General features: G+C 59.8%; 18 protein-coding genes and 1 tRNA gene. All 19 read left to right on the top strand.

From position 1 onward, the window contains the following. Positions 1 to 84 precede the first annotated feature (84 nt). The 19 genes from QU667_RS10535 to hemW all read left to right on the top strand — a co-directional run bounded on the left by QU667_RS10535 (position 85) and on the right by hemW (position 21,746). Positions 85 to 969, top strand: a complete 885-nt coding sequence (locus QU667_RS10535; RefSeq protein ID WP_304987127.1) for an Rpn family recombination-promoting nuclease/putative transposase — start codon at positions 85 to 87, stop codon at positions 967 to 969. Between the two features lie 63 nt (positions 970 to 1,032). Further along, positions 1,033 to 1,326 carry a hypothetical protein gene (locus QU667_RS10530; protein WP_304987126.1) on the top strand — a complete coding sequence of 98 codons (294 nt, stop codon included), beginning with the start codon at positions 1,033 to 1,035 and terminating at the stop codon, positions 1,324 to 1,326. Positions 1,327 to 1,398: 72 nt separating this feature from the next. Further along, positions 1,399 to 2,802, top strand: coding sequence for a glycoside hydrolase family 1 protein (locus QU667_RS10525; RefSeq protein ID WP_304987125.1), 1,404 nt, complete (start codon positions 1,399 to 1,401; stop codon positions 2,800 to 2,802). 410 nt (positions 2,803 to 3,212) lie between these two features. Further along, positions 3,213 to 7,043: a YDG domain-containing protein gene (locus QU667_RS10515; RefSeq protein WP_304987124.1), complete on the top strand. Its 3,831-nt coding sequence runs from the start codon at positions 3,213 to 3,215 to the stop codon at positions 7,041 to 7,043. Positions 7,044 to 7,095: 52 nt separating this feature from the next. Further along, the gene (locus QU667_RS11610) at positions 7,096 to 7,248 is read left to right on the top strand and encodes a secretion protein HlyD (RefSeq protein ID WP_425541883.1); all 153 of its coding nucleotides are present in this window, start codon (positions 7,096 to 7,098) and stop codon (positions 7,246 to 7,248) included. A gap of 190 nt (positions 7,249 to 7,438) precedes the next feature. Further along, entirely contained in the window at positions 7,439 to 8,716 is a 1,278-nt protein-coding gene (locus QU667_RS10510; protein WP_304987123.1) for an ArsB/NhaD family transporter, read from the top strand. A gap of 283 nt (positions 8,717 to 8,999) precedes the next feature. Further along, positions 9,000 to 9,578, top strand: a complete 579-nt coding sequence (locus tag QU667_RS10505) for a Maf family protein (RefSeq protein ID WP_304987122.1) — start codon at positions 9,000 to 9,002, stop codon at positions 9,576 to 9,578. Further along, positions 9,565 to 10,242, top strand: a complete 678-nt coding sequence (radC, locus tag QU667_RS10500; RefSeq protein ID WP_304987121.1) for a RadC family protein — start codon at positions 9,565 to 9,567, stop codon at positions 10,240 to 10,242. The genes QU667_RS10505 and radC overlap by 14 nt, the downstream gene beginning before the upstream one ends. 141 nt (positions 10,243 to 10,383) lie before the next feature. Next, entirely contained in the window at positions 10,384 to 10,509 is a 126-nt protein-coding gene (locus QU667_RS10495; protein WP_304988456.1) for a secretion protein HlyD, read from the top strand. Positions 10,510 to 10,720: 211 nt separating this feature from the next. Continuing rightward, positions 10,721 to 11,104 (top strand): universal stress protein, encoded by a 384-nt coding sequence (locus QU667_RS10490; RefSeq protein ID WP_304987120.1) that lies wholly within the window; start codon positions 10,721 to 10,723, stop codon positions 11,102 to 11,104. A gap of 16 nt (positions 11,105 to 11,120) precedes the next feature. Then, positions 11,121 to 12,128 (top strand): deoxyguanosinetriphosphate triphosphohydrolase, encoded by a 1,008-nt coding sequence (locus tag QU667_RS10485; RefSeq protein WP_304987119.1) that lies wholly within the window; start codon positions 11,121 to 11,123, stop codon positions 12,126 to 12,128. 249 nt (positions 12,129 to 12,377) lie between these two features. Beyond that, positions 12,378 to 14,159 (top strand): DNA primase, encoded by a 1,782-nt coding sequence (gene dnaG / locus QU667_RS10480; protein ID WP_304987118.1) that lies wholly within the window; start codon positions 12,378 to 12,380, stop codon positions 14,157 to 14,159. A 98-nt stretch (positions 14,160 to 14,257) separates the two neighbouring features. Beyond that, positions 14,258 to 15,400 (top strand): RNA polymerase sigma factor RpoD, encoded by a 1,143-nt coding sequence (gene rpoD / locus QU667_RS10475; RefSeq protein ID WP_304987117.1) that lies wholly within the window; start codon positions 14,258 to 14,260, stop codon positions 15,398 to 15,400. Between the two features lie 37 nt (positions 15,401 to 15,437). Beyond that, positions 15,438 to 16,556, top strand: coding sequence for an RNA polymerase sigma factor RpoD (gene rpoD, locus QU667_RS10470; protein ID WP_304987116.1), 1,119 nt, complete (start codon positions 15,438 to 15,440; stop codon positions 16,554 to 16,556). Between the two features lie 343 nt (positions 16,557 to 16,899). After that, positions 16,900 to 16,975: transfer RNA gene (locus QU667_RS10465), tRNA-Asn, on the top strand. 280 nt (positions 16,976 to 17,255) lie between these two features. After that, positions 17,256 to 17,945, top strand: a complete 690-nt coding sequence (locus QU667_RS10460) for a tRNA (adenine(22)-N(1))-methyltransferase (protein WP_304987115.1) — start codon at positions 17,256 to 17,258, stop codon at positions 17,943 to 17,945. Positions 17,946 to 17,961: 16 nt separating this feature from the next. Then, positions 17,962 to 18,771, top strand: coding sequence for a Nif3-like dinuclear metal center hexameric protein (locus QU667_RS10455; protein WP_304987114.1), 810 nt, complete (start codon positions 17,962 to 17,964; stop codon positions 18,769 to 18,771). 19 nt (positions 18,772 to 18,790) lie between these two features. Further along, positions 18,791 to 20,590 (top strand): translation elongation factor 4, encoded by a 1,800-nt coding sequence (gene lepA, locus QU667_RS10450; RefSeq protein ID WP_304987113.1) that lies wholly within the window; start codon positions 18,791 to 18,793, stop codon positions 20,588 to 20,590. Beyond that, a complete protein-coding gene (hemW, locus tag QU667_RS10445) occupies positions 20,583 to 21,746 on the top strand; it encodes a radical SAM family heme chaperone HemW (RefSeq protein WP_304987112.1) in 1,164 nt (387 codons plus the stop codon). Before lepA ends, hemW begins: the two co-directional genes overlap by 8 nt. The last annotated feature ends 118 nt before the right edge of the window (positions 21,747 to 21,864 follow it).

The following is a 21,864-nucleotide window of genomic DNA, read 5'->3' as shown; positions in this document are numbered from 1 at the left end:
GTCCCTTGCGGGGGACGGTTTTTCTTGTATCAAAGGGAAAAAAAAGATACAATAGAAAGAAAATGGGAGAGAAAGGAGAACACTATGGCACTGAGTTTTGAGGAACGTGCGAACCGTGCTTGGGAAGAACTGTCGATTCAAGATAATTTCATCTTTTTGCGCGTGATGCAGAACAAGGAGCTGTGCAAGCGTTTGATTGAGCGGATCCTTCATATCAAGATTCGTGACATCTCGTACCCGCACACGGAAAAGACGATTGATCTGCGTCTTGACAGTAAGGCTGTCCGCCTCGATGTGTATGTTGAGGACGAGGCAGGGACGGTCTACAACATCGAAATGCAGACGGCAAAGGGCGTAGACGGGGCGCTCGCGAAGCGCACGCGCTACTATCAGGCGATGATCGATATGGATCTCATTGGAAAAGGGGTTTATTACGATCAGTTGAGGCAGACGTACATCATCTTTGTCTGTACGTTTGATCTGTTCGGATTGGAGCAGCGCGTCTATACGTTTCGGCATACCTGCGTCGAGCTGCCGGAGTTGGAGCTCGGCGATGGAGCAACGAAGATTTTTCTCAATGCAAAGGGGCTGAAAGGTGCTGTCGACGCAGACCTTGAGGGATTCCTGCGCTATGTCAATGGCAAGGCAGTGCAGGGGCAGTTTGCGGAAGCTCTGGCAAAAGAAGTCGAGCGGGTGAAGATACAAAAGGAAGCGAGGCGGGAGTATATGACACTCTATATGCAATACCAACAATATCATAGGGATGGGCTGGAAGCAGGACGGCGAGAGGGACGGCGAGAGGGACTGCGAGAGGGCCGGCGTGAGGGCGTACTCGATATGGCACGCTCGCTGCTCGCGCTGAACGTCCCCATTAACGTGATTGAGCAGTCGAGCGGAATGACACGCGCAGAGATTTTGGCACTGCAGGAGACTGCTCCCGAGCAGGGCGAAACGCATCGTGTGATTTGACCGATTCGCAAGATTTTTTTATAATGGAAAAGAATTGAGAGGAAAGAAAGGGTGTATGCATCAATGAGCGAAGTCAATGTCGAGGAGTTTGCCCGTTCGATGAGTGCGCAGCGCGTGGAGGCGATGCGTGCGAGCTACGAGGCGGATCTTATGGCGGCATGGGAGAAAGGAAAAGAGGCCGGCAAGGCGGAGGGCATCAGCGAAGGTGAGTTCCGTGGGCGCAAGCAGGGCGTGATCCGCGTTGCGATGAACTGTCTGCGCGGGGGAATCGACCTTGAGACGGCGGCAAAGGCGGCGGAGCTTCCCGTGCCGATCATCCGCAAACTCGCGCAGGACAACGGCATCGAGCTTGCGTAACACGCCGTATGGGGGAGCGTCCGATCCACTGGACTACGAGCGTGCGGCAATGTTGCGGCAAAGGAGCACAATATGGCATTTCCAAAGGATTTTCTCTGGGGCGGCGCGGTCGCGGCGAACCAGTGTGAGGGCGCGTACAACGCGGACGGCAAGGGTGTCGACATCCAGGACATCATGCCGCACGGCATCACGGGCGCACCGACCGAGGAGCCGACGGCGGACAATCTGAAACTCACAGCGATTGACTTCTACCATCGGTACAAGGAGGACATCGCCCTCTTTGCCGAGATGGGGTTCAAGGTCTTTCGCACGTCGATCGCATGGAGCCGCATCTACCCGAACGGGGACGATGCCGAGCCGAACGAAAAGGGCTTGCAGTTCTACGACGATCTCTTTGACGAGTGCCGGAAATACGGCATCGAGCCGCTCGTGACGATCTCGCACTACGAGACGCCGTTGCATCTGGCGAAAGCCTACAACGGCTGGATGAACCACGACCTCATCGGCTTCTACGAGCGGTATGTGCGGACGATCTTCACGCGCTATCGGGATAAAGTAAAATACTGGCTGACGTTCAACGAGATCAATTCCGTGCTGCATGAGCCGCTGCTCTCGGGCGGGATTCTGACACCGAAATCGGAGCTGTCCCTCCAAGACCTCTATCAGGCGTGTCACCATGAGTTCGTCGCCTCGGCACTCGCGACGAAGATCGGGCACGAGATCATCCCCGAGGCTCAGATCGGCTGCATGATTCTCGCGATGCCGACATATCCGCTGACCCCTGCGCCCGATGATATGATTGCGGTGATGCAGGCGGAGCATTTCAATGATTTCTTTGGCGATATGCACGTACGCGGCGTGTATCCCGGCTATATGAAACGCTACTTCCGCGAGAACGGCATCGAGATCCGTGCGACGGAGGAGGAGCTGCGGCTGCTGCGGGAGCATACGGTGGACTTCGTTTCGTTCAGCTACTATGTCAGCATCTGCGAGGGCGCGGGCGGAACGGCGGGCGGCGGCAATATCCTCGGCGGAAAGAAGAATCCGTATCTCAAGGCGAGTGACTGGGGCTGGCAGATCGACCCGCAGGGGCTGCGCCTCGTGCTCAACCGCTACTATGACCGCTGGCAGAAGCCGCTCTTTATCGTCGAGAATGGGCTGGGCGCGAAGGATGTGCTCGTCGCGGACGGTGCGGGCGGCAGGACGGTCACGGACGACTATCGCATCGACTATCTGAACGATCATCTCGTGCAGGTGGAGGAGGCGATCGCCGACGGCGTGCCCGTGATGGGCTATACGACGTGGGGCTGCATCGACCTCGTGAGCGCGTCCACGGCGCAGATGAGCAAGCGCTACGGCTTCATCTACGTTGACAGGAACGACGACGGGACGGGGACGCTCGCGCGGTATCGCAAGAAATCGTTCGCGTGGTATAGGGACGTTATTGCGACGAACGGGGCGAGTCTGCGGCGGTAAGAATACAGACTCTTGGAGCGCCAACACAAACAGGGGATGTTGCGCGAAGTCGTTTTGACTCGTGCAGCATCCCCTGTTGCAATGCATTCTCGATTCTGCGACGCGATGAAACACATCACTTTCGTGTATGTTATCGTCACTTTCTGCAATTTTGTGTGATACATCCATAAAAATGCTATAATATAAGAAAACACTTAGGGAATCGCTGATAAAATGAAGTCCGTCAGATTGGCGTAGATTTTTTCGTCCGAACAAGAAGGCAAACCGGACGCATAGCCAAAGCTATGTGGAGGATTTGCCGACACAGTGCGGGCAAAAAAGATGCGTCAAGATGGCGGTGCTGAATTTATCAGTGCTTCCTTAGAACCAACGGAATATGATCGGTTCGGATAGAGAAAGGAAGTCGCAATATGAAAGCCTCATCAAATGCACATCTGCGCCGCACACTCCTCTGTGCGCTCGTTGCGGGGAGTATCGCCGCGCCGTTTGCCGTGCCGCACGCGTACGCGCTGCCCATCGAGGGCGCACACGCCGCGACAAATGCGGGGGAGGCGAATATCTCCACGAGCGGCACAACTATGGACATCACGGGCAAGACCGAGCACAATGTGCTCCGCTGGGAGGACTTCTCCATCGACTCGGGCGAGAAGGTACGCTTTGACGGCGGCAATCAGGAGCGCGACTATCTGAACCTCGTCACGGGCGAGGGCGCATCGAACATCTACGGCACAATCGAGGGCGGCAGGAACGTCTATCTCGTGAATCCGCACGGCATCCTCTTCGCCAAAGGCTCCGAGGTCAATACGGGTGCGCTCTACCTCTCGACGGCGAATGTCGACGCTGTTGCAAGCGCGGCGGGTACATCATGGGGGGGTAATAGTCCACTCTCAGCGAGCACACAGTACGGCAATGTGCTGAACCTTGGCACGGTGCAGGCGAGCAAACTCTACATCGAGGGCAAGAACGTCAAAGTCCTCAATACGGATGACATACAGAACACAGACGGCACGGCGCTCACGGGCAACGCGGTCACCATCCGCAGTGAAAACACCCCGCACATCGGCTACGATGTCGGGCATAAAACGACGGAGAACATCGACGTGAACGGCGCAGCGACGCCGTATCAGGTTTTCGACTACGCGAGCACGAATGCCGACCATCACAAGGCATCTGCAAAATCGCGCGGATGGGATGTAGCGAACCTCGGCGGCACGGCGCATACGGACTATGACTATATGCGCGTGCATACCGTCTACGACCTGCAGAATATGAATGCGAAGCTGGATGGCAGATACATCCTCGCGGGCGACATCGACGCAGGTGTCACAAATACATGGAACAGTACTGTGTATGGCATAGAGGGCTTCCTTCCGATTGGAGAAAATTTTAGCACGCAATTTACGGGACGATTCGACGGCGCGGGGCACGCGCTGCGGGGGCTGTATATCAATCGTCCGCATGAGAATTTTCAAGGGCTGTTTGGCTATGCCAGCGGGGCACGCATTGAGAATCTCTCCCTCGTGGACGGCAATGTGAAGGGGAACTATGTGGTCGGCGGCATTGTGGGACGGGCGGACGACACTGAGATTCGGAACGTCTCATACGCCGGCAGGGTCAATGGAGATCAGGTCGTCGGCGGCATTGTGGGATATGCAAGTGAGGCTGCTAAGATTCAGAATGTCTGCAATACGGGCGCAGTCAGCGGGACAGATCAGATCGCCGGCGGTGTTGTGGGATATGCAAGTGAGGCTGCTAAGATTCAGAATGTCTGCAATACGGGCACTATCACAGGGAGTAAGCTGGTCGGCGGCATTGTGGGGGCGATAGATGACAGTACCCTTCAGCATGCATGGAATACGGGGACGGTCACAGGGAATCAGAAGGTCGGCGGCATTGTGGGGCAGGCGCTCGGCGGCAGCATTCGCCATGCCGTATGGAAGTCGGGCAGCGCAGGGCAGGCAGTCGGCGCATCGAGCAATGGGGCTGACGTGACGACGGATGTCAAATTTGCTGCCGAGGCGGATATGAAGCTGGCGGCGACATACACGGACTGGAAGGACGCGAACGGCACCGCCCTCGTCGCCACCGAGGGCGGCAAGGGAACGCCGTGGCGCATCTACGAGGGCAAGACCACGCCCATGCTCACGGCACTGATGAAGGGCACGAAGCGCCTTGCGAAAGTCTATGACGGCAAAACATTCGGGGACGGGGACGCGCACATTCTTTCGGATACTGCCCTTGAGAAGAATGTCGGTACACGCGATGCGAGCGGCATCTACAGTGATGCGTTCGGCTATGACCTCATCGGCAGCACATACAGGATCACGCCGAAGGAGCTGAATCTCGCGCTCGCGAATGGCGCACGCTTTGATAAGACCTACGATGGGAATGCGAACGTCGCGCAGTCGCTCACGAAGGATGGGAACTACAGCCTCACGGGCTTTATCACGGGCGAGGGCGCGGGCATCGAACTCTCTGCCGTCACAGGAAAATACGCCGACAAGAATGCCGCCAGAGATAAAGCCGTCACCTTTGACGGGCTGACGCTCACGGGCACGGGCGCGGGGAACTATGTGCTGAACAAGACCTCGCTCACGGGCATAGGCACGATTTCGCCGAAGCAGCTGAATCTCGCACTTACGAGCGGCGCACGCTTTGACAAGATGTATGACGGCACGGCAAACGTCACGCAGTCGCTCACGAAGGACAGGAACTATACGCTCACGAATTTCGTAAGCGGCGAGGGCGCAGACATCGCACTTGCACCTGTCACAGGCACATATGCGGACAAGAACGCGGGCACGGGCAAAGCCGTGACCTTTGGCGGGCTGACGCTCACGGGGGCGGGCGCGGGGAACTATTCCCTCTCTGCGACCACCCTCACGACAACGGGTGACATCGCAAGGAAGACGCTGACGCTCGAAGGGACGGCGGGCACGCAGTTCACCAAGATATACGACGGCAACGCGACCGTGACGCAGAACCTCGTGCGCGGTACGAACTATCGGCTTGCGGGCGTGGTCGAGGGCGAGGGCACGGACATTGTCACGCTGAACGAATCCGCCGCACAGGGCGCATACGCGACCGCGAACGCACAGGCGGCGGGCGCGCAGCAGAACGTCACGTTTAGGAACCTCGCGCTCACGGGTTCGGGCGCGGCGAACTATACGCTTGCAGCGAACAAGACCTTTGAGAACGCGGGCAGGATTACGCCGAGGGAGCTGAACCTCGCGCTCGCGAATGGCGCACGCTTTGACAAGACGTACGACGGCACGGCGAACGTCACGCAGACGCTCACGAAGGGGACGAACTACAATCTCAACGGCTTTGTCACGGGCGAGGGCGCGGGCATCGAACTTGATACCGTCACAGGAAAATATGCCGACAAGAATGCCGCCGCAAACAAAGCCGTGACCTTTGGCGGGCTGACGCTCACGGGCACGGGCGCGGGGAACTATGTGCTGAACAAGACCGCGCTCACGGGTACGGGAACGATTTCGCCGAAGCAGCTGAATCTCGCACTCACGAGCGGCGCGCGCTTTGACAAGACGTATGACGGGAATGCAAACGTCACGCAGTCGCTCACGAAGGGGACGAACTACACCCTCACGAATTTTGCAGACGGTGAGGGCGCAGGAATCACAATCACGGGCGCGGGGACATACACGGACAAGAATGCGGGCACGGGCAAAACCGTGAACTTTACGGGGCTGACGCTCACGGGTGCGGGCGCGGGGAACTATCGTCTGAGCACAGATACGCTCACAGGCACGGGCACAATCACGCACCGCGACCTCACGCTGACTGCCGACGCGCAGAGCATTGTGCAGGGCGAGGCGCTGCCCTCCTTTACGGGGCGTGCGGAGGGCTTCGCGGACGGCGAGGACGAGCGCGTATTCGGTACGGACGGCATCACATTTGGCACGACGCTGACGAATACCGATACGCCGGGCAGCTATGGGCTCACAGGGCGCATTGGCAGCACGAGCGACGGCGTCGTCGGCAACTACCGCATTGGGCAGGCGGCGGGCAACGCGACTGCCTTCACCATCCATGCCGCAGCACTGCCGGGCGGACTTCTCGCCTCGCTCGTGCAGGATGCCGCGCCGCGTTTTGATATGGGCTTCGGGCAGGAGGTCTATGTCTTCGGCTTGCCGCGTCCCGTCCCGACGGCAACGCTTGGCATCTATCGCTTTGCGGCGGCACGCGATATTAGCATCGAGGGAGTGCGCCTCGACTGAGGGGGCGCCTTGAACGAGGAGAGCTTTTATGGAATCGCTGATAAAATGAAGTCTGCCAGATTGGCGTAGATTTTTCTGTCCGATTGAGGCAGCAAACCGGACGCATAGCCAGAGCTATGTGGAGGATTTGCTAACGAAAAGCGGGCAAAAAAGATGCGCTAAGATGGTAGTGCTGAATTTATCAGTGCTTCCTTATATCCAATGACACAAGGAGCAACGATACGAGGCAATCTGACCTCATATTGCTGCTCCTTTTGTGTGCGTATAAAATTGTACGTGGAAAAAAACTTGTCATATTTTTGGACTATGTGATAAAATGAACAAAGTCGTGCGTGGCGGCGGTCTGTGTATGTCGCCCGCAAAATGCAACACCTTCAGACCAAGGAGGCGCTTACATGGAAACGTTGGCCGCGATTATTTTTGTTGTGATGTATATGGTGATCGTCTCGGAAAAAATTCACCGCACGGTCGCCGCGATGATCGGCGCGGTGCTCATGATGCTGCTCGGCATCCTCTCACAGGAAACGGCGCTGCACCACGTCGACTTTGAAACACTGGGGCTGCTCGTCGGCATGATGGTGCTCGTCGGCGTAACGAAGGAAACGGGACTGTTCGACTACGTGGCGATCGCGGCGGCGAAGGCGGCAAAGGCGGAGCCGCGCCGCATCCTCGTCTATCTGTGCGTGATTACGGCGGTATTCTCCGCCTTTCTCGACAATGTGACGACCGTGCTCCTCATGGTGCCGGTCACGTTCAGCATCACCACGATCCTCCGGCTCGACCCCATGCCGTATCTTCTCACGCAGATCATCGCCTCGAACATCGGCGGCACGGCGACGCTCATCGGCGACCCGCCGAACATCATGATCGGCAGCGCGGTGAAGGAACTGACCTTCGTCATGTTCATCGAGCACCTCGCACCGATCGCCATTCTATGCATGGTGGTCGTCATGTTCATCATGTCCGCACTCTACCGCAAGAGTCTCGTTACAACGCCGGAACTCAAAGCGCAGCTCATGCAGATGGACGAGAAGGCGGCAATCACGGATCACAGCCTCTTAAAGCGTTCGCTCTTTGTGCTGGGGCTTACGATCCTCGGATTTTTCACACACTCCTTTACCCACATCGAATCGTCCCTCATTGCGCTCACGGGTGGCTTCCTCCTGCTGCTGCTCGCGGGCGGTAGCGAACACCTCGTGGAAAAGGCGATGCACGCGGTCGAGTGGCCGACCATCTTCTTCTTCATCGGTCTCTTTATTGCGGTTGGCGGGTTGATCGAGGTCGGCATTATCGCGCAGTTGGCTGAAAATGCCGTAGAAGCAACCGGGGGAGACATGACGGCGACATCGCTGCTGATTCTCTGGATGAGCGCGATTATCTCGTCGGTGCTCGACAACATCCCGTTTGTCGCGACGATGATTCCGCTGATTCAGAACATGGGCGCGATGGGCATTACGAACTTGGAGCCGCTCTGGTGGTCGCTCGCGCTCGGCGCCTGTCTCGGCGGCAACGGCACGCTCGTCGGCGCGTCCGCAAACCTCATCGTGGCGGGCATGGCGGCGGAGCGCGGCGTACACATCAGCTTCATCCGCTATTTCAAAATCGGCTTCCCGCTCATGATTCTGACCATTGTTCTTTCGACGGTCTATGTCTATCTGCGGTATTTGTTGTAAAGGAATCGCTGATAAAATGAAGTCCTTCAGATTGGCGTAGATTTTTCGTCCGAACAAGGTGGAAAACCGGACGCAGAGTTGTGCTCTGTGGAGGATTTTCCGCCGAAGTTCGGGCAAAAAAGATGCGTCAAGATAGAGGTGCTGAATTTATCAGTGCTTCCTAAATCATTGGCAGGAAAAAGCGTATACAAGGGCGAATCAATTTTATAGAGAAATTTGTGGAGACACCGGCACAGTTTCGGTGTCTCTTTTTGCCCCGTTGCGGGCGGCGGGAGGATGAGCTATGTTCATACTGGCATCTGCATCACCCCGACGGCGTGCCCTCCTGCGGCAGATCGGTGCGGCGTTTGTTTCGATCACGCCGGCTGTGGACGAGGTGAGGGATTCGGAACACCCGCGCGATGCCGTGATTCGAAACGCGCTGCTGAAGGCGCGCAAGGTGGCGGAGGAGTACCCCGACCATGCCATCCTCGGCGCGGATACTGCCGTCGTGCTGCATGGGCAGTCGTTCGGAAAGCCACGCGATGCCGCCGAGGCACGTCATGTGCTCTCCTTGCTCGAAGGGCGGCAGCATACCGTACTCACGGGGATTGCGTGGGTAAAGGACGGGCACGCCTATACGGATGCGGTGGAGAGCATTGTGCGCTTCGCCCCGATGACGGCGGCGGAGATCGCCGCCTACGTCGCTACGGGCGAGCCGATGGGCAAGGCGGGCGCGTACGCGATCCAAGGACGTGCGGCGATCTACATCGAGGAGCTCTGCGGCTCGTTCTCGAACGTCGTCGGGCTGCCGCTCCATGCGGTTGCGACACTGGCACGGACGGCGGGGATTGCGATGGAGGACGGCGATGAATCTGCGTGAGCTGCCGCAGGGGGAACGCCCACGCGAGCGCCTGATCGAGCGCGGCGCATTGGCACTCAGCGATGCGGAACTGCTTGCGATTCTCCTCCGGACGGGACGCGCGGGGGAGAACGTGCTCGAACTGGCGCACGGCATTGTCGCGCGGTTTCGCGAGATGGGACTCTCCGCGATCCTTGCGATGCCCGCCGCCGAGTTCGCGCGCATCCCCGGCATCGGCATGGCAAAGGCGGCGACCGTACTCGCTGCGCTCGAACTGGGCAGACGCGCACAGCAGACGGCGCAGCGCCGCCCGCGCATCCGCGCGGCGGCGGATGTCTATGAACTGCTGCGCTCGCGCTGCCATGGGCAGAAGCGCGAGCATTTCCTCGTCCTGCCGCTCACCTCGAAGAACGAGGTGCTGATGGTCGCGGATATTTCCGTCGGCACGCTCACGCATACGCTTGTTCATCCGCGCGAGGTGTACGAGCCGGCGATCCGCTGCGGTGCGGCGCACATCATCCTCGCGCACAACCATCCGAGCGGCGACCCTGCGCCGAGCGCGGAGGATCACCGGCTCACGCGCACACTCAAGGAGGCGGGCGCACTGCTCGGCATCCCTGTGACCGATCACGTGATCCTCGGGAGCGCGGCGTTCTTTAGTTTTTCCGAGGAAGGGATGTTGTAGGACGTTAAACAGAAAAGTCTCTCTGTATGTGCGCCCCTCACGAACGCCTCGTTACGCAAGTGATCGCGTGCTTGTACGCTTAAATACCGGCGCACTTCTTAAGGAATCGCTGATAAAATGAAGTTCGTCAGATTGGCGTAGATTTTTCGTCCGAACAAGGAGGCAAACCGGACGCATAGCAAGGGCTATGTGGAGGATTTGCCGACACAGTGCGGGCAAAAAAGATGCGTCAAGATGGCGTGGCTGAATTTATCAGTGCTTCCTTAAACGCGCTTCGCTTGAACGAAAGAAGTACGCCGGGGCGTACCGCACGCTTTACTCACTTGCTTCACTAGGGTTCGCTCTGGGGCTGCACTCTCCAGAGCCGTTTGTTCTGCAATACTTTTTTTTCGCGGAGAGAGGATTTTACATCCCAATCATCGAAATATACTGATACCTTAGGAAATCTTTCTTGTTAAAACATGATTTAGGAGGGGTTATGATGAGTGCGATCAAAAAGATCCTCGTTCCGGTCGATGGATCGGTGGGCGGCTGCAAGGCGGTCGATGAGGCGCTGTACTTTGCGGAGAAATGCGATGCCGAACTGGATTTTGTCTATGTCGCGAGCAACATCAACAAGGACATTCCGAGCCACATCGTCTTTGACCGCATCTGGGAAAAACTCTCAGAGAGCCGCAAGGCGCGCAAGCACGTCAAGAGCGGCCATGTCGCGCGGAGCATCCTGGAGGTCGCAGACGAGGCGGGCAGCGACATGATTATCATGGGCAGCCGCGGGCTCGGACTGCTGAAGGGCGTGCTCATCGGCAGTGTCAGCCAGAAGGTGATCGAGGAGGCAAAGATCCCCGTCATGGTCGTCAAATAGGCGGGAGGTGGCAGCCTTGACCGTCCGAGAACGGCTTGAGACGCAGGAGGACACACTCCTCTCACCTCTGGCGGCGCGGAGCAGAGCGGCAACGCGCAGTCACCCGATGGAGGAGTGTCCCTTTCGCACGAAGTTTCAGCGCGACCGTGACCGCATTCTCCACTCCAAATCATTCCGACGGCTCAAGCACAAGACGCAGGTCTACATCGTCGCGGGCGATCACTACCGCACGCGCATGACGCACAGCCTTGAGGTGGCGCAGATCTCGCGCACGATTGCGCGTGCGCTGCGCCTCAACGAGGATCTGACGGAGGCGGTCGCCCTCGGTCACGATGTCGGACACACGCCGTTCGGGCACGCGGGTGAGGCGGTCGTGGAGGAGATTACGGGGCATTTTTCCCACAACGAGCAGAGTCTGCGCATGGTCGAAGTCCTGGAACGCGGCGGGCACGGGCTGAACCTCACGGGAGCGGTGCGCGACGGCATCCTGAACCATACGGGCAAGGGCGTGCCGCAGACGTTCGAGGGGCGGATCGTGCGCATCGCCGACCGCATTGCCTACCTCTGCCACGACTACGACGACAGCATCCGCGCGGGGCTGCTCACGCCCGAGGAACTGCCCGCCGAGGTGCGTGACGCGTTCGGCACGGACACCTCCGCGATGATCACGAGCATGGTGTCTGATATGATCGTGACCTCGGAGGCGTGCGGCGATGCCGCTCTTTCGGACGGGGTGCAGCGCGTGATGGATGCGTTCCGCTCCTTTATGTTCGAGCGCATCTACCACTCCAAAGCGCTTGCACACGAGCGCGCACAGGCGGGCTTCGTCCTGCGCGCCCTGATGGATCACTTCACCGTGTATTTCCACACGTTGCCGCCCGAGTTCATCGCGCGCGCGGAGCGTTGGGGGCGCGAGCAGTGCGTGGTGGACTATGTGGCGGGGCTGACGGACAGCTTCGCCGTCGCGCTCTTTCGCGAGATCTACATCCCGCCCGTGGATCAGATGACATTCAAACCGATTTAGCAGGGGCTACGTCAAATGTTACGGACACGCGAGCTCCTCGCAGAACCCTCGTTACGCAAGCGGTCGGGCACTTATCTGCCGAAATACCTGCGGATTTCAAACGCGCTTCGCTTGGACGGTCAAAATCCGCAGGGGGCAGAACGTGCCTTCTCTTCCGCTTGCTCCACTAGGGTTTGCTACGGAGCATCGCCGTCCGCACTCGTCTGTAACATTTACCATAGAGCCATTTAGTAAAATAAGGAGACACCTATGCGTGACCCGAGGATGGAGGCCTTTGTGCAGCAGGTGCGCGCGCAGACCGACATCCTCGCCGTCGTGCAGGGGTATGTTCCGCTGAAGCGCAAGGGCAATCGCTACTGGGGCTGCTGCCCCTTCCACAACGAAAAGACAGCGTCGTTCTCCGTCGTGCCCGCCGACGGCTTCTTCTACTGCTTCGGCTGCCACGCGGGCGGCGACGCGTTCAAATTCATCTCGCTCATCGAGCACATCACGCCGTTTGAGGCGATCCTGCGGCAGGCGGAGCAGCTCGGTATCGAAAAGCCTGCGCAGAAACGCGATCCGCGCGCGGAGGCGCGTCTTAGGGAACTGGATGATCTCAGAAAAGTTAATGCGCTTGCACGTGACTTTTTTCACAACTGCCTCACCGTGACGCGTTACGGGGAAGCGGGACGCGCATATCTCGCGGGGCGCGGCATCACGGCGGAGGCAATCGAGCGGTATGGCATCGGCTTCGCGCCCGACGCGTGGTCAAAGCTCTCCGACGCGTTCCAAAAGCGCGGCATCGCCGAACACCTTCTCGTGACGGCGGGGCTTGCCGTGAAACGTGAGCGCGGCGACGGCGTCTACGATCGCTTTCGGGGACGCGTCATGATCCCCATTGCGGACGAGCGCGGGCGCATCGTCGCCTTCGGCGGGCGTGCGCTCGGCGATGCACAGCCGAAATACCTCAACACGGCGGAAACCCCCGTCTTTAACAAGCGAAAGCTCCTCTTTGGGCTTGACCGCGCACATCGCGCGATTGCAAGTGAGGGCGCGGCGATTGTCGTAGAGGGCTATATGGACGCGATTGCCGCATGGGAAGCAGGCGTTTTGAATGTCGTCGCGACCCTCGGCACTTCATTTACAGAGGAACACGCGACGCTGCTCCTGCGCCGTGCGCCGCGCATCGTGTTCTGCTACGACAGCGACGCGGCGGGACAGGAGGCGACCCTGCGCGCACTTTCGGCGGTGCGCGGACGTGCCGCCGAGGTGCGTGTTCTCCTCCTGCCCGACGGTAAAGATCCCGACGAGTACGTCCGCACGCACGGCGCGGAGGCGTTTCGCGCGCTCGTGGGCGATGCCGTCCCCGTTCCCGCCTTTCGTCTGCGCCACATCCGCGCGCACATGACGGACGGTGTGGAGGGGCAGCGCAGTGCACTCCGCGCGATGCTGCCCGTGCTCGCAGAGCTGGATGCCGTCACCCGTGCCGCCTATGTGCGCCGGACGGCGGCGGAGCTCTTTCTCGACGAGGGCGTGGTGGCGGATGCGCTGCGTGCCTATGTGCGGCGCGGCGGCGCAGAGCCGTCGCAGCAGAGCACGGCGCAGGATGCCCCTGCGCATTTGCCGGACGATCCGCTGCGGCGGGCAGGGCGCGAACTGATTGCGGCGGTTTGGCATGATCCTTCGATTCTCACCGAAATTTTATCTTTGATTCCGCTTGCCGATTTTCCCGATGCGGGCACGGCGGAAATCCTTCGTGCCATGGAACAGCACAGCGCCGCAGGCGGCGCATTGGATGCCGCCTTTATCGCCGCACAGCCTACAGCGGCAGGGGCGGAGCTCACCCGCGCCATCGCCGGGGAGGGGCGGACACCCGCCTCCTATCGGGAGGCGCTCGGCACACTCCGACGCGCATATCTGACCGCTGCGCTTGCCCGTCATACGCGTTGTGCCGAGGAGATGATGCAAGCAGGAAAAGCGGCATACATTGACGAATTAAACGAAGTGAAGAAGATACAGGATGAAATCGCCCGTGAAAATTCACGCGAATAAAGCGGAACGGTACTTTTGTGCGGGTGGTATTCCACCGATAGGATACACAGGAATTGTTTCATGGAATCGGAAAACGAATCGAAAGGAGGGGGGATACGATGCAGGCAGCGGCCGTACGGATCGAACGGGATGAGATGCACCAAACGGGAATATTGAATCGACTTGCGGCAAAAGGAAAAACAAACGGAGGCACACTGACGTGCACAGAGCTGATGGAAGCACTTGACACACAGACCATGACCCCCGACGAAATGAATACACTGTACGAAAAATTCAACGACGAAGGGATCGAGATCGTTGACGATACAGCCGTAGAAGCGGTCGGGGACGACGATCCACCGGAGTCCGTCGATGCGCCGGATTCGGATGAGCCGGAGATCGAGATCGACCTCAGCGTACCCGAGGGTATCGCACTCGACGACCCCGTCCGTATGTATCTCAAGGAGATCGGACGCGTGCCGCTGCTGACGGCAGAGGAGGAGGTCGAGCTCGCACGCCGGATGGAGGCGGGCGACGAGCGTGCGCGTCACCGCCTGGAGGAGGCAAACCTGCGCCTTGTCGTGAGCATCGCCAAACGCTACGTCGGACGCGGGATGCTCTTTCTCGACCTCATCCAGGAGGGCAACCTCGGGCTTTTGAAGGCGGTCGAGAAATTCGATTACAGTAAGGGCTACAAATTCAGCACGTACGCGACGTGGTGGATACGGCAGGCGATTACGCGCGCCATCGCCGACCAGGCACGTACCATTCGCATTCCCGTTCACATGGTCGAGACGATCAACAAATACATCCGCATCTCGCGCCAGCTCCTGCAGGAACTTGGGCGTGACCCGACCCCGGAGGAGGTTGCGAAGCACATGGGGCTGAGCACTTCGCGCGTGCGCGAGATCATGAAGATCGCACAGGAACCCGTGTCCCTCGAAACGCCGATCGGCGAGGAGGAGGACTCCCACCTCGGCGACTTCATCGAGGATGAGGCGGCACTCGATCCCGCCGATGCAGCGTCGATGATGCTGCTCAAGGAGCAGATCGCGGATGTTCTCAAGACCCTCGCACCGCGCGAGGCGGAGGTGCTGCGTTTGCGGTTCGGTCTTGAGGACGGGCGCTCACGCACCCTTGAGGAGGTCGGGCAGAGTTTCGGCGTGACGCGCGAGCGCATCCGCCAGATCGAGGCGAAGGCGCTCCGAAAGCTGCGGCATCCCGTGCGTCTGCGCAAATTACAGGGGAATTTTGATCTTTGAGGCGAGAGCCTGACGAATACGATAGGAGGACAGCGTTATGACGGAGGGGACGGAGCAGAAAAAAGCACCGGGCGCCGAGATCATTGAACGCCTGCTTGCCAAGGGGAAGACGAACGGCGGCACGCTGACATACGGCGAACTCATCGACGCACTGCAAAAACAGGAGATGTCCCCCGACGAAATGGACGATATGTACCAGCGTTTCAGCGACGAAGGCGTTGAGATCGTCGATGATGTGCCGGCGGCTGTGGAAGAAGAACCTGTGGATGACGAGCCGGAGGGCAAGGAGGAGGAAGTCGAGATCGACCTCACCGTACCGGAGGGCATCTCACTCGACGACCCCGTGCGGATGTACCTCAAGGAGATCGGTCATGTGCCGCTGCTGACGGCAGAGGAGGAGGTCGAGCTCGCGCAGCGTATGGAGGCGGGGGACATGACGGCGCGTCACCGCCTGGAGGAGGCGAACCTGCGCCTCGTCGTGAGCATCGCCAAACGCTACGTCGGACGCGGGATGCTCTTTCTCGACCTCATCCAGGAGGGCAACCTGGGGCTTTTGAAGGCGGTCGAAAAATTCGATTACAGCAAGGGCTACAAGTTCAGCACGTATGCGACGTGGTGGATACGGCAGGCGATCACGCGCGCCATCGCCGACCAGGCGCGTACCATCCGCATCCCCGTTCATATGGTCGAGACGATCAACAAGCTCATCCGCATCTCGCGCGGGCTGCTGCAGGAGCTCGGACGCGACCCGCGTCCCGAGGAGATCGCGAAGGAAATGGGCATCAGTGTTGCGCGTGTGCATGAGATCATGAAGATCGCGCAGGAGCCCGTGTCCCTCGAAACGCCGATCGGCGAGGAGGAGGACTCCCACCTCGGCGACTTCATCGAGGACGAGGCGGCACCCGCGCCCGCCGAGGCGGCATCGTTTATGCTCCTGCGGGAACAGCTTGAGGAGGTCTTGGAAACACTGACCGACCGCGAGAAGAACGTCCTGCGGCTGCGCTTCGGGCTGGAGGACGGACGTTCGCGCACCCTTGAGGAAGTCGGGCAGAGTTTCGGCGTGACGCGCGAGCGCATCCGCCAGATCGAGGCGAAGGCACTCAGAAAGCTGCGCCACCCGAGCCGCAGCAAGGTGCTGCGTGACTTCTTGGAGTAGTTGACGCGTGCGGAGAAATATCGTATAATAAGCATACAAAAAGGGCACTGCCGGTAAACGGTCAGCCCCAATAGTTGTTTGGAATAAGAACCCCGCCGAACGTTTGGGGACTGTGCGGCGGGGTTCTTATGCTTTTGACATCACGATGCAAATCGTAACGAGGAACACCAGCGAAAGAAATTCGTATGGGCCCATAAGCGAACCCCCTCTCAGGGGCTAAGAATCGACCGCCTACCGTATGGCAACGCCTGTTTTGATTCTAACACATATGTTTTGCCCGTGCAAGCAACATTTTTCTTGACAGGACGGCGCATAGCCCTTATAATACGTGTGTCTGACACATTCCTCGATAGCTCAGTCGGTAGAGCGTCTGACTGTTAATCAGAATGTCACTGGTTCGAGTCCAGTTCGAGGAGCCATTTGTTCATTACGGAGTGTAACGCAGAGGTTACACTCCTTTCTTATGTCTGTGGAGAAGTACTTATGGTGCGAGACCCACACGAACGCCTCGTTGCGCAAACGGTCGCGTGCTTATCTGTCTAAATACCGGCGCACTTCTTAAACGCGCTGCGCTTGAACGAAAGAAGCACGCCGGGGACAGAACGCACGCTTTCCCCGTTTGCTCCACTAGGGTTCGTTTAGGGCCTTCGCACCACACAGTCAGATACCGTCTATGCGTTACAGGAGAGGGGGAAAGAGATGCAGCTCGACGCACGTCTTGCGGCACTTGCCGCATTTGTGCCGCACGGCACTGCCGTCGCGGACATCGGCGGCGACCACGCCTATCTCGCCGCGACGCTCGTCATGAGGGGCATTGCGCCGCGTGCCGTCGTCGGCGATCTCAGCGCGGGCGCGTGCGCGGCGGCGCGGCGTACGACCGTCACGCAGCGGCTCACACGTGAGATCGACGTGCGGCAGGGCGACGGGCTGTCTATCCTCGCGCCGGGCGAAGCGGAATCCATCGTCATTGCGGGCATGGGCGGCGCACTTATCATGGATATTTTGTCCGGTGCGCCCGATGTTCTTGTGGACGTGCAGACCCTCGTCCTGCAGCCCATGAACAGCGCGGCAAAGCTGCGCCGCTGGCTCTACGGAAACGGTTGGAACATCACGGACGAGGCGCTTGCACGCGCGGGCGGACACCTCTATGAGATCATCCGCGCCGAGCATGGTGCGGCAGCGATGCCCGACGACGTACTCCTCCACATCGGCGCAAAACTTTACGAAAAGCGCGATCCGCTCCTGCGGGAGCACATCGAAGGGAAGATTGCAAAGCTCACCCGTGCCGCCAACGGCATGAATGCCAGCGCCGCAGCACGGCAGAGTGCGGAGTATCGCGAAACGGTATCGTTGCTTGCTGCGCTGCGGACGATGCTTGCATTATATTGAGGAAAAGGAGGTCATTATGCTCAGCTGTCAGCTTATCATGAACGCATTGGAGCGCATTGCGCCGCGCCGCCTCGCCGAGGACTGGGACAATCCCGGACTCCTCGTCGGCAGCTACGCGCAGAAGATCGGGCGCGTGCTCGTTGCGCTTGACGTGGACGATGCCGTCGTCGCGGAAGCCGTCGAACGCAGGGCGGACATGATCGTCGCACACCACCCCGCGATCTTTCGCGGCATCAAGCAGCTGCGCACCGACCTCCCGCTTGGGAAACGTCTCGCCGTCCTCGTCACGCACAACATCGCCGTTGCGGCGGCGCATACGAACCTCGACGTGGCACGCGGCGGCGTGAACGACGTGCTTGCCGCGCGTCTGGGGCTCGAAAAACTCTCCGCCTTCGTCATCACGCATCAGGAGGCCGGTGTGACCGAGAGCATTGGGCGCGTCGGAACGCTCCCCACCCCGATGAGCATCGAGGACTTTGCGCGCACGGTGAAGGAACGTCTTGGCGTGTCCCACGTCCGCCTCGCCGCCGCAGCCGCGCGTCCCGTGCGCCGCGTCGCCGTCTGCGGCGGTGCGGGGGCGGACTTTATCGACGATGCTATGCGGCGCAGCGCGGATGTCTACGTCACGGGCGATGTGAAGTACCACGACGCGCAGCGTGCCGTCGAGCAGGGAATGCACATCATCGACGCGGGTCACTTCGGCACGGAGAGCCCCGTCCTCCCCGCTCTCGCCGAACAATTACGCACGGAACTCGCATCCGAGCGCGGAGAGATTGAGATTTTTGTCACAAACACGCAGCGCGACGTGTTCGATGTGATTCTATAAAGGAAGCGAAGGAGACACAATGGATCAGAAGCATATCCGCAATTTTTCCATCATCGCCCACATCGACCACGGCAAATCCACCATCGCCGACCGCCTCATCGAGTACACGGGCACACTCAGCGAGCGCGAAATGGAGGCGCAGGTGCTCGACAGCATGGATCTTGAGCGCGAGCGCGGCATCACCATCAAGGCGCAGACCGTCCGCCTCGACTACCGCGGCGAGGACGGCGCGATGTACGAGCTGAACCTCATTGACACACCCGGCCACGTCGACTTCAACTACGAGGTCTCGCGCAGCCTTGCCGCGTGCGAGGGCGCACTCCTCGTCGTGGATGCGGCACAGGGCGTGGAGGCACAGACCCTCGCCAACGTCTACCTCGCGTTGGAGCACGACCTTGAGATCGTCCCCGTCATCAACAAGATCGACCTGCCGAGCGCCGAACCCGAGCGTGTGAAAAATGAGATCGAGGACACCATCGGGCTCGACGCGAGTGCCGCCGTCCTCACCTCGGCAAAGACCGGGCTCGGCATCAAGGAAGTGCTCGATGCCGTCGTTGCATTCGTACCGCCGCCGGAGGGCGACCCCGAAGCACCGCTCAGAGCACTCATCTTCGACTCGTACTTTGACCCGTACAAGGGCGTGATTGCGAACGTGCGCGTGAAAGAAGGCACAATCAAAAAGGGAATGAAGCTGAAACTCATGGCGACGGGCAAGACCTTCGACGTGACCGATGTCGGATGTTTCCGTCCGCAGCCCGTCGACACGGGCGCACTCGGCACGGGCGAGGTCGGCTTTATCGCGGGCGCGCTCAAGGATGTCCGTGACGTGCGCGTCGGCGACACCGTGACGAGCGCGGAGAACCCCGCCCAAGAAGCGCTGCCCGGCTATCGCGGCGTGACCCCGATGGTGTTCTGCGGGCTGTATCCCGAGGACAGCAAGGACTACGACAACCTCCGCGAAGCCCTCGAAAAACTCCAGCTCAACGATGCCGCCCTCGTCTTTGAGCCCGAGACCTCCATCGCGCTCGGCTTCGGCTTCCGCTGCGGCTTCCTCGGGCTGCTCCACATGGACGTGATTCAGGAACGCCTCGAACGTGAGTACAACCTCGGGCTCATCATGACCGCGCCCTCCGTCGTCTATCACGTCTACCGCACGGACGGGACGATGGTCGAGGTCAGCAACCCCGCCGACCTCCCGCCACAGACCGAGATCGACCACATCGAGGAGCCGTGTGTCAAGGCGACCGTCATCGTCCCGAAGGACTACGTCGGCGCGGTCATGGAGATCTCGCAGGAAAAGCGCGGCGTGTTTCAGACCATGGACTACCTCGACGCGACGCGCGTCACCGTCGTTTACCACATCCCGCTGAACGAGATCCTCTACGACTACTTCGACCGCCTGAAGTCCGCCACACGCGGCTATGCGTCCCTCGACTACGAGCTCATCGACTACCAGACGAGCAACCTCGTCAAGCTCGACATCCTCCTCAACGGCGATGCCGTGGACGCACTCTCGACCATCGTCCACCGTGACCGCGCCGCGCAGCGCGGCCGCCAGCTTGCGACGAAACTCAAAGAGATCATCCCGCAGCAGATGTTTGAGATCCCGATCCAGGCGGCCATCGGGAGCAAGATCATCGCGCGTGAGAACGTCCGCGCCCGCCGCAAGGACGTTCTGGCGAAATGCTACGGCGGCGACATCACGCGCAAGCGCAAGCTGCTCGAAAAGCAGAAGGAGGGCAAAAAGCGCATGAAGGCGGTCGGCAGCGTGGAGCTCCCGCAGGAGGCGTTTATGGCGGTGCTGAAAATTGATGAATAACGCACAGGTAAGACCGTGGGGCATCTATGCCCACATCCCCTACTGCGTGAAAAAATGTGCATACTGTGACTTTGTTTCCTCCGCCGCAGACAAAAACGCGCGTGTGGAAATGGAGGACTACGCGGCGGCGCTTCGGGCAGAGATCCTGCGCGAGGTGCCGCCGCTTCGCGCACGATGGGGCGATGTGACGACCATCTACATCGGCGGCGGCACGCCGACCGCATTGCCCATCGCCCTCCTCACGGAGATCCTGCACACCCTCATCACCGCAGCGGGGCTCCCGCAGGAGTGCACCGTCGAGGCGAACCCCGGCACGGTTGATGTGAACTCCCTCGCACAGCTTCGCGCGGCGGGCGCAACCCGCCTCAGCCTCGGCGTGCAGAGCTTTGACGACCGACTGCTCCGCGCCATCGGGCGCATCCACACAGCGGAGGAGGCACGCACAGCATTTCGTGCGGCGCGTGTGGCGGGCTTCACGAATATCAGCCTCGACCTGATGTATGGACTGCCGACACAGACGCTCGATGACCTAAAGACGAGCGTCAACGCAGCGCTTGCCCTCGCCCCCGAACACATCTCCGTCTACGGGCTGATCGTCGAGGAGGGCACGTCATTCGCGGCGGCAGAGGCGCAGGGGCGGCTCGCACTCCCGAGCGAGGACGCGGCGGAGGAGATGTACGACTACCTCATGGAGGAACTTCCCGCACGCGGCTATGCACGCTACGAGATCTCGAACTTCGCACGGCGGGGCTATGAGAGCCGTCACAACCTCGGCTACTGGCGGAACGTTCCCTACCTCGGTGTCGGCGCGGCGGCGCACGGCTATGTGGACGGTGTACGCTGGGGCAACGAACCGGACACGGAGAACTACATCCGCGCCATACAGACGGGCAGGAGTGTCCGTACCCCCGAGGACGCGGAGCGCACGCGAGAGAACGCGATGGAGGAGTACGCCTTCCTCGCCCTGCGTACACGAGAGGGGATTGACGAGGCGGATTTTCATCGCACCTTTGGTGTGAGAATTGATACCGTATATGGGGCGGTGATTGAGAAATATATCACACAGGGACTTCTTCGCCGTGCGAACGGATTCACTGCGCTGACGAATGCGGGCATGAAGCTCGGCAATGAGGTATTCGCCGCCTTTTTGCATTAGCGGAAAGATTGTGCTATGATAAACCCTGCTTGGAATCGCCCCGATCGCCGCGCGATGTGCGCAGCTGAAAGCCTACCGCACCGCGGCGGGAAAGGGTCGCTGACGTAACATTCCCATC

The organism is Selenomonas dianae, from assembly GCF_030644225.1.
Taxonomy (GTDB): domain Bacteria; phylum Bacillota; class Negativicutes; order Selenomonadales; family Selenomonadaceae; genus Centipeda; species Centipeda dianae.
This window is presented reverse-complemented; position numbering and strand designations above follow the sequence as displayed.

Coding starts and splice junctions, on each gene's coding strand:
- QU667_RS10535 (WP_304987127.1), top strand. CDS start 85: ATGGCACTGAGTTTTGAGGAACGTGCGAACCGTGCTTGGGAAGAACTG.
- QU667_RS10530 (WP_304987126.1), top strand. CDS start 1,033: ATGAGCGAAGTCAATGTCGAGGAGTTTGCCCGTTCGATGAGTGCGCAG.
- QU667_RS10525 (WP_304987125.1), top strand. CDS start 1,399: ATGGCATTTCCAAAGGATTTTCTCTGGGGCGGCGCGGTCGCGGCGAAC.
- QU667_RS10515 (WP_304987124.1), top strand. CDS start 3,213: ATGAAAGCCTCATCAAATGCACATCTGCGCCGCACACTCCTCTGTGCG.
- QU667_RS10510 (WP_304987123.1), top strand. CDS start 7,439: ATGGAAACGTTGGCCGCGATTATTTTTGTTGTGATGTATATGGTGATC.
- QU667_RS10505 (WP_304987122.1), top strand. CDS start 9,000: ATGTTCATACTGGCATCTGCATCACCCCGACGGCGTGCCCTCCTGCGG.
- radC (WP_304987121.1), top strand. CDS start 9,565: ATGAATCTGCGTGAGCTGCCGCAGGGGGAACGCCCACGCGAGCGCCTG.
- QU667_RS10490 (WP_304987120.1), top strand. CDS start 10,721: ATGATGAGTGCGATCAAAAAGATCCTCGTTCCGGTCGATGGATCGGTG.
- dnaG (WP_304987118.1), top strand. CDS start 12,378: ATGCGTGACCCGAGGATGGAGGCCTTTGTGCAGCAGGTGCGCGCGCAG.
- rpoD (WP_304987117.1), top strand. CDS start 14,258: ATGCAGGCAGCGGCCGTACGGATCGAACGGGATGAGATGCACCAAACG.
- rpoD (WP_304987116.1), top strand. CDS start 15,438: ATGACGGAGGGGACGGAGCAGAAAAAAGCACCGGGCGCCGAGATCATT.
- QU667_RS10460 (WP_304987115.1), top strand. CDS start 17,256: ATGCAGCTCGACGCACGTCTTGCGGCACTTGCCGCATTTGTGCCGCAC.
- QU667_RS10455 (WP_304987114.1), top strand. CDS start 17,962: ATGCTCAGCTGTCAGCTTATCATGAACGCATTGGAGCGCATTGCGCCG.
- lepA (WP_304987113.1), top strand. CDS start 18,791: ATGGATCAGAAGCATATCCGCAATTTTTCCATCATCGCCCACATCGAC.
- hemW (WP_304987112.1), top strand. CDS start 20,583: ATGAATAACGCACAGGTAAGACCGTGGGGCATCTATGCCCACATCCCC.